Raw genomic sequence first — 13,213 nt, forward strand, 5'->3', positions numbered from 1 at the left:
TGGCATATTAAATATCTCATACATATGAACCCAATCATTGGGGAAATTGCTAAATCAAATGTTTTCAGTCATCTTGGAGAATGGATAACTTCCCAAACGATTTCGCTAATTTTAACATGTATTGTCTTTCTTGGTTTTTTATATCAACTCTATTCTCGAAAGATTAATTTTGGCGGCATCTTGGCACTTTTCGCTTTATTAGTTGTCTTTTTAGGTTTTGTCATTCAAGGTAGTTTAACAGTAATTACAATCATGTTTTTCGTCATTGGCGTGATTTTAGTTATTATCGAATTGTTCGTATTCGGCGCAGTGTTAGGCATTATTGGTATGATTCTGATCATCCTAAGCTTTATTACACTTGGAAATAACTTACCAATGATGATATTCAATGTCGTGTTCGCGTTAATTTTGACATTAATCGAGTGGGTGATTTTAGTGAAATTCTTTAAAAAGAGTATAGCATTATTTGATAAAGTCGTATTAAAAGATTCAACTAATAAAGAGTCTGGCTATACATCACATAATGATCGCTCTCATCTCGTTGGTGAGACTGCAGTGACTTACACTGATTTACGCCCTTCAGGTATTATCATTTTAAAGAATGAGCGCATCGATGCTGTTTCTGAAGGTTCATATATTAGTAAAGATACTGAAGTCATGATTATCGAAGTTGAGGGTACACGTGTAGTCGTAAGAGAAAATTAAATATAAGGAGCGAACGCAATGTTAACAAGTGGATTAATTACATTTATCGTTATTGCAGTATTAATTATTGTTGCTTTATTGGTTTTATTTTCATTTGTACCAGTTGGTTTATGGATTTCTGCATTAGCTGCTGGCGTAAAAGTAAGCATTGGTACTTTAGTAGGGATGCGCTTACGTCGTGTTTCACCGCGTAAAGTGATTGGACCGTTAATTAAAGCACATAAAGCCGGCTTACACTTAACAACAAATCAATTGGAATCTCACTATTTAGCAGGTGGGAATGTGGATCGTGTTGTTGATGCGAATATCGCTGCGCAACGTGCGGACATTAATTTACCATTTGAACGTGGCGCTGCTATTGATTTAGCTGGTCGTGACGTATTAGAAGCCGTGCAAATGTCTGTAAACCCTAAAGTAATCGAAACGCCATTTATTGCAGGTGTTGCAATGAACGGGATTGAAGTAAAGGCGAAAGCACGAATTACTGTACGTGCGAACATTTCACGCTTAGTCGGTGGTGCGGGTGAAGATACAATTATTGCCCGTGTAGGTGAAGGGATTGTCTCAACAATCGGTTCTAGTGAACACCATACACAAGTTTTAGAAAACCCTGATAATATCTCTAAAACTGTTCTAAGTAAAGGCTTAGATTCAGGTACAGCATTCGAAATTTTATCAATTGATATTGCCGATGTGGATATTAGTAAAAACATTGGTGCCGATTTACAAACTGAACAAGCAATTGCAGACAAAAACATTGCACAAGCTAAAGCTGAAGAGCGACGTGCGATGGCCGTTGCACAAGAGCAAGAAATGAAAGCACGTGTACAAGAAATGCATGCGAAGGTTGTCGAAGCTGAAGCACAAGTTCCACTCGCTTTAGCAGAAGCATTACGTTCTGGTAATATCGGAGTGAAAGATTATTATAATTTAAAAAATATAGAAGCTGATACAGGGATGAGAGAAGCTATTAATAAAAGCACTCAAAACAACAACTCAACACCTGAACAGTAATTGAGGTGATTTGATGAGTATTGGAACTATCATATTTATTATCACCATTGCCATTTCTCTTTTTAGCGCAGTGGGTGATAAAAGTCATGAGAAACGCCAAAAACAAAAGAAGCCTCAAAATATGCCAAAGGAAATAGAACCTCAAAAAAGTGGTGGTTTCCTAGAGAAAATGCAACAAAAACTTGAAGAATTTGAAAAGGAACTTTCAGATTTTGATGAAGCGCCTGAACCTATAGAAACACAGCCAAAGCCGAAACCAAAACCTGAAAAAACAGTAAAACCTCAACCTACTCAAGTTGAAAAGCACGCGGAATCGACACAGTCAAAATCAAAAGAAAAGCAAGATGCAGCTGCAGAAATGCAACAGATGTTAGATCAACATATGCGTGAACTAGACAAACAACTTGATAAAGAAAGACAAAAGCGAATTGCACACATTGAAAGACGCGCAAGAAATATCCTTCAAGATAGCTATTTATCGAATCGTACAAAGCAATTTAAGCTTAAACAATTGGTGGAAGAAAACAACACAACCGCTATTCAACAAGGTGATTTAACATTTTCAAATAATGACGTCGTGAATGGACTCATTTGGTCAGAAGTTTTAAAGCGTCCTAAGCAGTTATAAACACTCTCTTAATATGAGGCAAGTGATGATTTCAGGAAAGTATCTGAGATTGTCGCTTGTCTTTATTCTTTTGTAGATAAAGATGCGCCATGGTCTTTCACTTTTGAAACAATCGTAATATTGTATATTTTTGTAAGACATTTTTTAAACATGTTTGTCGCCATACACATGATGAAACAAGATAGCATTTTCGTTTTTAAAATGTTAAAATATATGTCCTATAAAAAAGCCAAAAAGTTAAATATAAACACAATATCTCAATGTTAATGATAAGTATGAAACGGCGTAAACGTGCTATAATGTGAGTATAGCAATCACAAAATATGATTGGGGTTGGGACATTGAAATTTTTAAGCCTCAATCCATACAGAGATTTATGATTCATTAATGACTTTAAAGCAGTCTGTAATTGAGGGTGAATGGTATACAAAAATATTGCATCAATAGCATCAAAAATTTTTATGTCTCACCCCCATTGATAATAAACAATATGAGCAAAGGAGTTACTTTATGCCTGAATTGATTCAGATTGACGACATCAACCAAGCACAAGCATTATTAGGAAACAATGATGAACATATTCACCTTATAGAAGAAGCGTTTGATGTTGTCATACATGCCAGAGGACAAGAAGTTGCAGTAAAGGGCGAAAAGGTCAGTGCTGTAACTGAAGCTGAGTCTGTGCTAATTAACTTATTAAAAGTAATCGAACAAGGTGCATCCATTACTGTTAAAGATGTACAAGCAGCAATTAAAATGGCGAAAAATGGTCAAATTGAGCATCTCATCGATTTATATGAAGAGGAAATTACTAAAGATGCATTCGGGAAAACAATCCGTGCTAAAACGATGGGTCAACGTATGTACATTCATGCGATGAAAAATAATGATTTAGTATTTGGCATTGGGCCTGCGGGTACAGGTAAAACATTTTTAGCAGTAGTATATGCTGCAAAAGCCTTACGTGCAGGACAAGTGAAGCGCCTCGTCTTAACACGACCAGCTGTAGAGGCAGGAGAATCACTCGGCTTTTTACCAGGTGACTTAAAAGAGAAAGTGGATCCATATTTACGCCCATTATATGATAGTTTAAATACGGTTCTAGGTGCTGAACAAACTGCACGACTCATCGAACGTGGCGTCATCGAAATTGCGCCACTTGCCTATATGCGTGGGAGAACTTTAGACGATGCATTTGTGATATTAGATGAAGCGCAAAATACAACCCACGCGCAAATGAAAATGTTTTTAACGCGACTAGGTTTCGGATCTAAAATGGTGGTCACAGGAGATAAGACACAAATCGATTTACCTCGAGGGGTTAAAAGTGGTCTGATTGAAGCTGAACAACGCTTAAAGAATATTAAAGGGCTCGCTATCCAACACTTAGACCAAGCTGATGTTGTACGTCATCCATTAGTTGGTCTTATCATCAGTAGATATGAGGAGGACTAATCTATGTTTACAATTGATTTTAGTGATCATACCGAACAAGTCAAAGATGAGTGGTACACACAGATTAGAAAGTTGTTAGAATTCGCTAAAACTGAAGAAGGCATTGAAGAAGACGCTGAACTGTCTGTCACTTTTGTAGATAAAGTTGAAATTCAAGAGATTAACCGCGATTACCGTCAAAAAGATAAAGTTACAGATGTGATTTCGTTTTCATTTGAAGAAGAGGAAGACATTTTTGAAGGTATGGATGTGCCACGTGTTTTAGGAGACATCATTATTTGTACTGATGTCGCAGTAGAACAAGCACAACAATACGCGCATTCTTTTGAACGTGAGCTTGGCTTTTTAGCACTCCATGGCTTTTTACATTTACTCGGTTATGACCATATGACGGATGAAGATGAAAAAGTTATGTTTGGGCGCCAAAAAGACATATTAAATCGATTTGGATTGACGAGAGACTCATGATAAATCGTTTTAAATATGCCTATCAAGGTTGCTGTACCATTTTAAAAAAAGACCACAACTTTTTATACCATCTCATCATAGCAGCCTTGATATTAATATTTGGATGGGCGTTTTCATTGAATGCGTTAGAATGGCTCTTCATCATTTTAGCGATATTTCTTGTGATCATTACTGAAGCGATTAATACTGCAATTGAATACGCGGTTGATTTAACGACAGAAGACTATCACATCAATGCGAAACACGCCAAAGATATTGCAGCGTTCAGTGTCTTGCTCGCATCATTCTTTGCATTTATTGTGGGATGTATCATTTTTATACCGAAATTCGTTTCATTATTTTAAGAGGAGAAGATAAACATGGGCTATACAGATAAACACTACACTGAGGTTAGAAAAGCACAACAAAAAGCTTATGCACCATACAGTCAATTTAAAGTTGGCGCATATCTTGTTACTAAAGATGGGCAAACGTTCCATGGGGCAAACGTTGAAAATGCAGCCTATCCATCATCTATTTGCGCTGAACGTTCTGCATTAGTGGCGGCGATTTCACAAGGGTATCGACCAGGTGATTTTGAATCGATCACTATTACAGTAGATAGTCCTGAGCTTGCGTCACCATGCGGTCCTTGTCGACAAGTGATTAAAGAACTTTGTGATGACGATATGCCAGTATATATGACGAATCAAACTGGTGAAATGCGTGAAGCGACAGTAGCCGAACTATTACCATATGGATTTTCAGGAAAGGATTTAAATATATGAATGAATATAAGTCAGGATTTGTGACAATTATTGGACGCCCTAATGTAGGGAAATCCACATTTGTCAATCGTGTTATCGGTCATAAAATTGCGATTATGTCTGATAAAGCGCAAACGACTCGAAATAAAATACAAGGTGTGATGACACAACAAGATGCTCAGATTGTCTTTTTAGATACACCCGGTATTCATAAACCGAAACATAAGTTAGGCGATTATATGATGAAAGTCGCTAAAAACACACTTTCTGAAATTGATGCTGTGATGTTTATGGTCAACGTCAATGAAGAAATTGGTCGTGGCGATGAATATATTATGGAAATGTTGAAAACGGTTAAAACACCTGTCTTTTTAGTATTAAACAAAATTGATTTAGTTCATCCAGATGCTTTAATGCCAAGAATCGAGCAGTACCAAAGCTATATGGATTTTGCAGAAATTGTACCGATCTCTGCATTAGAAGGCCATAACGTGGATCATTTTATTAATGTCTTAAAATCTTATTTACCTGAAGGCCCGCAATATTATCCAGATGGCCAAATTTCTGACCATCCTGAACAATTTGTAGTGAGTGAATTGATTCGTGAAAAGATTTTACAAACAACTAGCGAGGAAATTCCGCATGCCATTGGGGTAAACGTTGAACGCATGACACAAGAGTCTGAAGATCGTGTCCATATTGAAGCAGTCATATTTGTCGAACGCGATTCACAAAAAGGCATTGTGATTGGTAAAGGCGGCAAAAAACTCAAAGAAATCGGTAAGCGTGCGCGTTTAGATATTGAACATCTGTTAGGGTCCAAAGTTTACCTTGATCTATGGGTTAAAGTTCAAAAAGATTGGCGTAACAAATCAAGCTTTATCAAACAAATGGGTTATGTAGAAGATGAATAAACGATAGACAGAGGTGGTGATGAAGTGCTTGTTAAACAAAAAGGCATCATTATAAAAGCAGTTGATTATGGTGAGTCTGACAAAATCATTACCATCTTAAATGAGCACGGCGCTAAAGTACCATTAATGGTACGTCGTGCGAAAAAAGTTAAAACTGGCCTTCAAGCGACGACTCAAATATTTGTCCAAGGTTTGTTTATTTATAATCAGTGGAAAGGGATGGGGACGCTTACTTCTGTCGATGTCCTCAACCTCAATTATGAGTTACGACAAGACATTTATGCACATAGTTATGCCAGTTTGTGTTTGGAAACGATTGATCGTGCGATGGAAGCAGATGAAATCAATCCTAGTATGTATCAGTTATTGAATTTCGCTTTTGATCGTCTTCACGAGGAGGTTTCACCTCAACTTGTTGCAAATATTGTCATGTTAAAATGTATGACGCGCTTTGGGTTTGATATTGATTTATCAAAATGTGCCATTACCGGCGACACCAACCCAGCACACCTGACACATTTTAGTTTTAAATATGATGGCATTATCACATCAGAAGTGACAAATCGCGATCCTCATGCATTGCCTTTATCTAATAAAACAATTTATTTAACATATGTATTGAAAGATTTACCGCTAGAAAAAATCAAATCGTTACGAATTCAAGATGGGATTGTAGAAGAAATGTCGAAGTTCATCTTGTTGTTGTATAAAGAATATGCAGGCATGTATTTTAAAAGTCAACGTTTGATTAATCAGTTGAACCGATTGAAAGTGACTGATTCATCGGAAGATTGAAATGTTCAGTCCAAACAATTAAACATCTATCACTATGAAAACAAAACCCTCGTCCGATAATACGTTTAATATAACGGACGAGGGTTTTTTATGAAATGGATTAGAATTTAACTTTTTCAGCTAAAAACGCATTAAGTTCACTAATTGGCATGCGGACTTGTTCCATTGTGTCACGGTCACGTACAGTCACTTGTTGATCTTCTAATGAATCAAAGTCAAATGTAATACAATACGGTGTACCGATTTCATCTTGACGACGGTAACGTTTACCGATAGATTGTGATTCGTCAAAATCTACCACAAAGTCTTCACTTAATTGTTCGTATACTTTAATCGCATCAGCAGATAATTTTTTACTTAATGGTAAGACAGCTGCTTTATATGGTGCGATGGCAGGGTGGAAATGAAGTACTGTACGCGCATCTTTGCTACCTTCAACACCTTCTTCATCATAGGCATCGCATAAAAAGGCTAATGTCACACGGTCTGCACCTAATGATGGTTCAATACAATAAGGGATGTACTTTTCATTTGTTTCAGGATCGTGATAACTGAAGTCTTCTCCAGAATGTTCACTATGTTTTTTCAAGTCATAGTCTGTACGACTCGCAATACCCCATAACTCACCCCAACCGAATGGGAAACGGTATTCGATATCTGTTGTTGCATTTGAGTAGTGTGATAATTCATCTTCGTCATGGTCACGTAAACGCGTATTTTCTTTGTTAAGGCCTAAACTTTCAAGCCAATTTGCCGCAAAATCTTTCCAGTAGTTTTGCCATTCAATTTCTGTACCTGGTTTACAGAAGAATTCAAGTTCCATTTGCTCGAATTCACGCGTACGGAAAATGAAGTTACCTGGTGTAATTTCGTTACGGAATGATTTACCGATTTGCCCAATACCAAATGGTAACTTTTTACGCATTGAACGTTGCACATTTTTGTAGTTGACGAAAATACCTTGCGCCGTTTCAGGACGTAAAAAGATTTCGTTTGTTGAATCTTCAGTTACACCTTGGAATGTTTTGAACATTAAGTTGAATTGACGGATGTCTGTCCAGTTTGCAGTGCCACTGACAGGGCAAGTAATACCTTCTTCATCAATGATACGTTTCATTTCCTCAAAGCTTAAACCATCCGCGATAAAGTTTTCGTCACCTTTAACGTTCGCCATATAGTCTTCAATCAACTTGTCCGCACGATAACGGATTTTACTATCTTTGTTATCAATCATTGGGTCGTTAAAGTTACCTAAGTGACCTGAAGCTTCCCAAGTTTTAGGGTTCATTAAAATAGCAGCATCCAAACCTACATTATAAGGGGATTGTGTAATAAACTTTTTCCACCATGCTTTTTTAACGTTATTTTTAAGTTCAACACCTAGAGGACCGTAATCCCATGTGTTTGCTAAACCACCATAAATTTCACTACCAGGAAATACAAATCCTCTGTGCTTAGCCAGTTGTACAATCGTATCCATGTTTTTCTTTTCCATATTTTACACTCCTTAAAAATTAAAAAAATCCCAAGCCAAAGAATTAACTTTGCCTTGGGACGAATTATTAGGATAATCCGCGGTTCCACCCAAATTAGTGTAGCCACTCACTTTTATTGAATTTGAATTCATACGCCAAATCAAAGTGTTAAGCTTTCACCGCCCTTAACTCGCTTTATTTTTAATTCTAAATTATACGAAAAGGAAAGGCAAGGAAAAACATAATTGTCTGATATTCCATAACAAGTTATAATGGAAAATGTATTCAATAAAAAGACGCATTGATTTACGCCACTTGTCCATTGAATGTGAAAAGCAATATCTATCTTGTTCACATGGTGGATGTTGCTGTCAATCACATATAGCAGTCAGTTCGAGTTTCAAATAATGATACTAGATGTAAAAAATATAGTGCTAATATGTTAAAAAGGGGGCACTTCTGCTATTTAATTAGCATAACCGCATGTCAGTCGGTTTTAAATAGACAGAGACTCAGATAGAACTCAATCCAAGACAGGAACTTATCGTTGAAATTGTAAAATCTGATGGGCCTATTACTGGGGAAAAAATTGCTGAACAACTAAATTTAACGCGCGCAACATTGCGTCCAGACCTTGCTATTTTAACAATGGCGGGATTTTTAGAAGCAAGACCGCGTGTCGGTTATTTTTATTCAGGTAAATCAAGTTCCCAACTTTTGACCGAAAAATTTAGAAAATATATCGTCAAAGACTATCAATCCCAGCCCGTCATTTTAAAAAGTAATGTGACAGTTTATGAAGCTATTTGTTCTATTTTTATTGAAGATGTAGGAACTTTATTTATTGTAAATAAAGAAAATGAACTCGTTGGTGTATGTTCTAGAAAAGATTTGCTCCGCGCTTCCATGGCAGGGCAAGATATTCATACGATGCCGGTGAATATCATTATGACACGTATGCCTAATATTGTTTTACTCAAAGAAGATGACCTCGTGCTATATGCTGCGAGACAAATGATTCATAAGGAAATCGATTCGATACCTATTGTAAGAGAAAAAGATAACGGCAAATTCGAAGTCACTGGCCGTATCTCCAAAACGACGATTACGAAACTATTTGTATCGTTGTTCGATTATTAGGAGGATAATCTATGACGAATGTAAAGATCATTATTGCTTCAGACTCAGTAGGGGAAACCGCCGAGTTAGTTGCAAAAGCTTGTATGTCTCAATTTAAATATAGCGATTGTTCGAATCATATTCTTCGCTATCCTTATATTGAAACAAAAGAAAATATAGATGAAGTCATAGCGGTTGCTAGAGAAGTGGAATCTATTATTATTTATACACTTGTGCGACCTGATATTAGAGCTTACATCCAAGAAAATATCGATAAATATCAACTCAAATCTGTCGATGTCATGGGACCAATGCTCACTGTAATGGAAGATACTTTCCAGCAAAAACCGTTGAATGAGCCTGGTGTTGTGCATAAATTAGATGAAGACTACTTTAAAAAAATTGAAGCAATGGAATTTGCAGTAAAATATGATGACTGTAAAGATCCGAAAGGCTTACCTAAAGCTGATATTGTGCTGATAGGTATTTCGCGCACGTCAAAAACACCAATTTCGCAGTATTTAGCCCATAAACGTTATAAAGTGATGAACGTGCCGATTGTACCTGAAGTCACGCCGCCAGAGTCATTATTTGAAGTGGACCCGAAAAAATGTGTGGCACTTAAAATTAGCTCTGAAAAATTAAATGCGATTAGAAAAGAAAGATTAAAACAACTCGGATTAGCTGATTCAGCGCGTTATGCAACTGACCAACGAATTGCTGAAGAGTTAGAGTATTTCAACCAAATTGTCGAACGTATCGGTTGCCCAGTGTTAGACGTATCTAATAAAGCCATTGAAGAAACTGCCAATAACATTATCCAAATTATTGAGCATAATCATTCCTTTATGAGTGAATAAATTGTATAATATTACAACTGTTTGTAATGCAACCTATAACATAGAGATGAATGGTGATACAAGGTGATGACATGAGAATACCACAAAACACGATTGAAGAAATTAAGCAGCAGTCTGACATACTCGACATTGTGAGTGAATATGTAAAGCTTGAAAAAAGAGGGCGCAATTATATCGGTTTGTGTCCTTTTCATGATGAGAAGACACCTTCATTTACAGTTTCTGAAGACAAACAAATTTGTCATTGCTTTGGATGTAAAAAAGGAGGCAATGTCTTTCAGTTTATTCAAGAAATTGAAAATATCTCCTTTACTGAAGCTGTTCAACATCTTGGGGAACGCGTCAACATAAAGGTTGATATTGGCGAAACAAATGATGATATGCATATCGCTTCTGATGATTTAAAAATGATTCAAATGCATGAAGAGATATTGTCGTATTATCATTATTTGTTAAAAAAAACAGTTGAAGGTGAACAAGCTTTAAATTATTTATATGAACGTGGCTTTACAGATGATATGATTGATGCACGCAAAATAGGTTATGCACCGGATTCATCCCATTTTGCCACTGACTTTATGGAAAAGAAAGGCTATGATTTACAGCTTGGCTATGAAGCAGGTATTTTGTCCCGTAACGATACAGATTTCAACTATTACGACCGTTTTAGAAATCGAATCATTTTCCCGCTCGCCAATGCACAAGGGCGAATCGTAGGATATTCTGGTCGAACTTATACTGGACAAGAACCTAAATATTTGAATAGCCCTGAATCACCTATTTTCCAAAAGAGAAAATTGTTATACAACTTGTCTGAAGCACGTAAAAGTATTCGACAACAAGATGAAGTGGTACTTTTAGAAGGCTTTATGGATGTTATAAAGGCAGATGACGCAGGATTAAAAAATGTTGTAGCAAGTATGGGGACACAGTTATCCAATGAACATATGACGTTTTTAAAAAAGCTGTGTAGTAATGTGACACTGATGTTTGATGGTGACTTCGCAGGGATTGAAGCTACTATGAAAACAGGACAGCAACTTTTACAACAACAGTTTAATGTGTATGTCGTTCAGTTGCCTTCAAAAATGGACCCAGATGAATATATTATGAAATTTGGCGCTGAAAAATTTAATACATTTGTGAATACTGAGAAAAAAGCGTTTGTAAGTTTTAAATTGCAACAACATCAACATGAAATTCAAAACAATGATTTGGCTTATGAAAAGTATTATCAAATGTTTATTGAGGACGCAGCGTTAATTTCATCTCATATTTTAAAAAATAAAGTCGTCCAAAATGCTTCTGAAGTGTTTAAAGTTAGTGCTGATAGTCTAAATAAGGAAGTAGAAAGGGTTCAGCCGCAGCATCATTACGAACAAGCCGGGCCTGTACAAATACAAACGACTCAGTTAATGCAACCGAATAAATACGAAAAAGCTGAGCGTGCAATTTTAAAACATTTCATCATGGATAAGGAAGTATTTCTAAGTTTTTATCAAGATATTGATGAAACAGACTTTACAAATGAATATTTTAAACGTATATTTATTATCTTACGAGAATTTTATTCAAAATTTGATTCGTTTACGATGAGTGAATTCATCACGTATATTGATCGCGATGTATTAAAAGAAGTGTTGATATATTTATGGGATTATCCACTTAACCGGGAACCGTATGAAAACGAGATCGCTGATTACATTCAAGTGATGACTGCACATCGTTATTCTGAGTCAATTGAAGAACTCCACGAAAAATTACGTGAAGCGACACGTGTTGGAGATATTGCATCTCAAAAGTACTATTTAGAGATGATTGTAAATAAAAATAGAGCTAGATTGAAGAGTCAAGAATAATTTTGGGAGGCCTTTTTATGTCAGATAACCAGGTAAAAGTAATTAAAAAAGAAACCATCGATCCGACACTCACATTAGAAGATGTAAAAAAACAACTTATTGAAAAAGGTAAAAAAGAAGGTCATCTAAGTCATGAAGAGGTAGCAGATAAATTACAGAATTTTGATATGGATTCTGATCAAATGGATGAATTTTTCGACATGATTAACGACAATGACATTCAACTTGTTAATGAAAAAGACAGTTCCGATACTGATGATAAATTGAATCCTAATGATTTAAGTGCACCTCCAGGCGTTAAAATTAATGACCCTGTTCGTATGTATTTAAAAGAAATTGGTCGCGTAGATTTGTTAAGTGCGCAAGAAGAAATCGAACTTGCAAAACGAATTGAACAAGGTGACGAAGTAGCTAAAGCGCGATTAGCTGAAGCGAACTTACGTCTTGTTGTCAGTATTGCTAAACGTTATGTCGGTCGTGGCATGCTCTTTTTAGATTTAATTCAAGAAGGTAATATGGGCCTCATCAAAGCAGTAGAGAAATTCGACTTTAGTAAAGGGTTCAAATTTTCTACTTATGCAACATGGTGGATTCGACAAGCGATTACACGCGCGATTGCAGACCAAGCACGTACGATTCGTATCCCAGTACACATGGTTGAAACCATTAACAAACTCATCCGTGTACAACGTCAATTACTACAAGATTTAGGTCGTGATCCAGCACCTGAAGAGATCGGTGAAGAAATGGATTTACCACCAGAAAAAGTGAGAGAAATTCTTAAAATTGCTCAAGAACCTGTATCACTTGAAACACCGATTGGCGAAGAAGATGACAGCCATCTTGGAGACTTTATTGAAGATCAAGAAGCTCAAAGTCCATCTGATCATGCGGCTTATGAATTATTGAAAGAGCAGTTAGAAGATGTACTCGACACGTTAACTGACCGTGAAGAAAATGTTCTACGTTTACGTTTCGGTTTAGATGATGGTCGTACACGCACACTTGAAGAGGTAGGTAAAGTATTCGGTGTGACACGTGAACGCATTCGTCAAATCGAAGCAAAAGCATTACGTAAATTAAGACACCCAAGTCGAAGCAAACGCTTAAAAGACTTTATGGACTAATACAAAAGAAAGGGATGGCGACAGAGGATGTCCCATTCCTTTTTATTA

At 36.5% G+C, this 13,213-nt stretch carries 14 protein-coding genes; 13 read left to right on the forward strand and 1 reads right to left on the reverse strand.

Going from position 1 to position 13,213, the window contains the following annotated elements; genetic code table 11:
- Positions 1 to 24: 24 nt before the first annotated feature.
- The 9 genes from CCE82_RS01475 to recO all read left to right on the forward strand — a co-directional run bounded on the left by CCE82_RS01475 (position 25) and on the right by recO (position 6,725).
- Positions 25 to 705 (forward strand): NfeD family protein, encoded by a 681-nt coding sequence (locus tag CCE82_RS01475; protein WP_086427663.1) that lies wholly within the window; start codon positions 25 to 27, stop codon positions 703 to 705.
- Positions 706 to 723: 18 nt separating this feature from the next.
- On the forward strand, positions 724 to 1,719 hold the full coding sequence (floA, locus tag CCE82_RS01480) for a flotillin-like protein FloA (protein WP_086427664.1): 996 nt from the start codon (positions 724 to 726) through the stop codon (positions 1,717 to 1,719).
- Between the two features lie 13 nt (positions 1,720 to 1,732).
- A complete protein-coding gene (locus tag CCE82_RS01485) occupies positions 1,733 to 2,347 on the forward strand; it encodes a hypothetical protein (RefSeq protein ID WP_086427665.1) in 615 nt (204 codons plus the stop codon).
- A gap of 510 nt (positions 2,348 to 2,857) precedes the next feature.
- Entirely contained in the window at positions 2,858 to 3,802 is a 945-nt protein-coding gene (locus CCE82_RS01490; RefSeq protein ID WP_086427666.1) for a PhoH family protein, read from the forward strand.
- 3 nt (positions 3,803 to 3,805) lie between these two features.
- On the forward strand, positions 3,806 to 4,270 hold the full coding sequence (gene ybeY / locus CCE82_RS01495) for an rRNA maturation RNase YbeY (RefSeq protein WP_086427667.1): 465 nt from the start codon (positions 3,806 to 3,808) through the stop codon (positions 4,268 to 4,270).
- A complete protein-coding gene (locus CCE82_RS01500; protein ID WP_086427668.1) occupies positions 4,267 to 4,614 on the forward strand; it encodes a diacylglycerol kinase family protein in 348 nt (115 codons plus the stop codon). Before ybeY ends, CCE82_RS01500 begins: the two co-directional genes overlap by 4 nt.
- A gap of 15 nt (positions 4,615 to 4,629) precedes the next feature.
- Complete coding sequence (cdd, locus tag CCE82_RS01505) at positions 4,630 to 5,037, forward strand: cytidine deaminase (RefSeq protein WP_086427669.1); 408 nt, start codon at positions 4,630 to 4,632, stop codon at positions 5,035 to 5,037.
- Positions 5,034 to 5,930, forward strand: a complete 897-nt coding sequence (gene era, locus CCE82_RS01510) for a GTPase Era (RefSeq protein ID WP_086427670.1) — start codon at positions 5,034 to 5,036, stop codon at positions 5,928 to 5,930. Before cdd ends, era begins: the two co-directional genes overlap by 4 nt.
- 24 nt (positions 5,931 to 5,954) lie before the next feature.
- Positions 5,955 to 6,725, forward strand: a complete 771-nt coding sequence (gene recO / locus CCE82_RS01515; RefSeq protein ID WP_086427671.1) for a DNA repair protein RecO — start codon at positions 5,955 to 5,957, stop codon at positions 6,723 to 6,725.
- A gap of 100 nt (positions 6,726 to 6,825) precedes the next feature.
- Here recO and CCE82_RS01520 read toward each other — a convergent pair whose 3' ends face one another.
- Entirely contained in the window at positions 6,826 to 8,220 is a 1,395-nt protein-coding gene (locus CCE82_RS01520; protein WP_086427672.1) for a glycine--tRNA ligase, read from the reverse strand.
- Between the two features lie 496 nt (positions 8,221 to 8,716).
- Between CCE82_RS01520 and ccpN the strand changes: the two genes are divergently transcribed.
- From ccpN to rpoD, 4 genes are all read left to right on the forward strand, one after another.
- Positions 8,717 to 9,340 carry a transcriptional regulator CcpN gene (gene ccpN / locus CCE82_RS01525; protein ID WP_086427673.1) on the forward strand — a complete coding sequence of 208 codons (624 nt, stop codon included), beginning with the start codon at positions 8,717 to 8,719 and terminating at the stop codon, positions 9,338 to 9,340.
- 11 nt (positions 9,341 to 9,351) lie between these two features.
- Positions 9,352 to 10,179: a pyruvate, water dikinase regulatory protein gene (locus CCE82_RS01530; protein WP_086427674.1), complete on the forward strand. Its 828-nt coding sequence runs from the start codon at positions 9,352 to 9,354 to the stop codon at positions 10,177 to 10,179.
- A gap of 71 nt (positions 10,180 to 10,250) precedes the next feature.
- A complete protein-coding gene (gene dnaG / locus CCE82_RS01535; RefSeq protein WP_086427961.1) occupies positions 10,251 to 12,038 on the forward strand; it encodes a DNA primase in 1,788 nt (595 codons plus the stop codon).
- Positions 12,039 to 12,055: 17 nt separating this feature from the next.
- Positions 12,056 to 13,165, forward strand: a complete 1,110-nt coding sequence (gene rpoD, locus CCE82_RS01540) for an RNA polymerase sigma factor RpoD (RefSeq protein ID WP_019165210.1) — start codon at positions 12,056 to 12,058, stop codon at positions 13,163 to 13,165.
- Positions 13,166 to 13,213 lie beyond the last annotated feature (48 nt).

The sequence above is a fragment of the Staphylococcus cornubiensis genome (assembly GCF_900183575.1).
In the GTDB taxonomy this organism is placed as follows: Bacteria; Bacillota; Bacilli; order Staphylococcales; family Staphylococcaceae; genus Staphylococcus; species Staphylococcus cornubiensis.

Coding starts and splice junctions, on each gene's coding strand:
- CCE82_RS01475 (WP_086427663.1), top strand. CDS start 25: ATGAACCCAATCATTGGGGAAATTGCTAAATCAAATGTTTTCAGTCAT.
- floA (WP_086427664.1), top strand. CDS start 724: ATGTTAACAAGTGGATTAATTACATTTATCGTTATTGCAGTATTAATT.
- CCE82_RS01485 (WP_086427665.1), top strand. CDS start 1,733: ATGAGTATTGGAACTATCATATTTATTATCACCATTGCCATTTCTCTT.
- CCE82_RS01490 (WP_086427666.1), top strand. CDS start 2,858: ATGCCTGAATTGATTCAGATTGACGACATCAACCAAGCACAAGCATTA.
- ybeY (WP_086427667.1), top strand. CDS start 3,806: ATGTTTACAATTGATTTTAGTGATCATACCGAACAAGTCAAAGATGAG.
- CCE82_RS01500 (WP_086427668.1), top strand. CDS start 4,267: ATGATAAATCGTTTTAAATATGCCTATCAAGGTTGCTGTACCATTTTA.
- cdd (WP_086427669.1), top strand. CDS start 4,630: ATGGGCTATACAGATAAACACTACACTGAGGTTAGAAAAGCACAACAA.
- era (WP_086427670.1), top strand. CDS start 5,034: ATGAATGAATATAAGTCAGGATTTGTGACAATTATTGGACGCCCTAAT.
- CCE82_RS01520 (WP_086427672.1), bottom strand. CDS start 8,220: ATGGAAAAGAAAAACATGGATACGATTGTACAACTGGCTAAGCACAGA.
- CCE82_RS01530 (WP_086427674.1), top strand. CDS start 9,352: ATGACGAATGTAAAGATCATTATTGCTTCAGACTCAGTAGGGGAAACC.
- dnaG (WP_086427961.1), top strand. CDS start 10,251: ATGAGAATACCACAAAACACGATTGAAGAAATTAAGCAGCAGTCTGAC.
- rpoD (WP_019165210.1), top strand. CDS start 12,056: ATGTCAGATAACCAGGTAAAAGTAATTAAAAAAGAAACCATCGATCCG.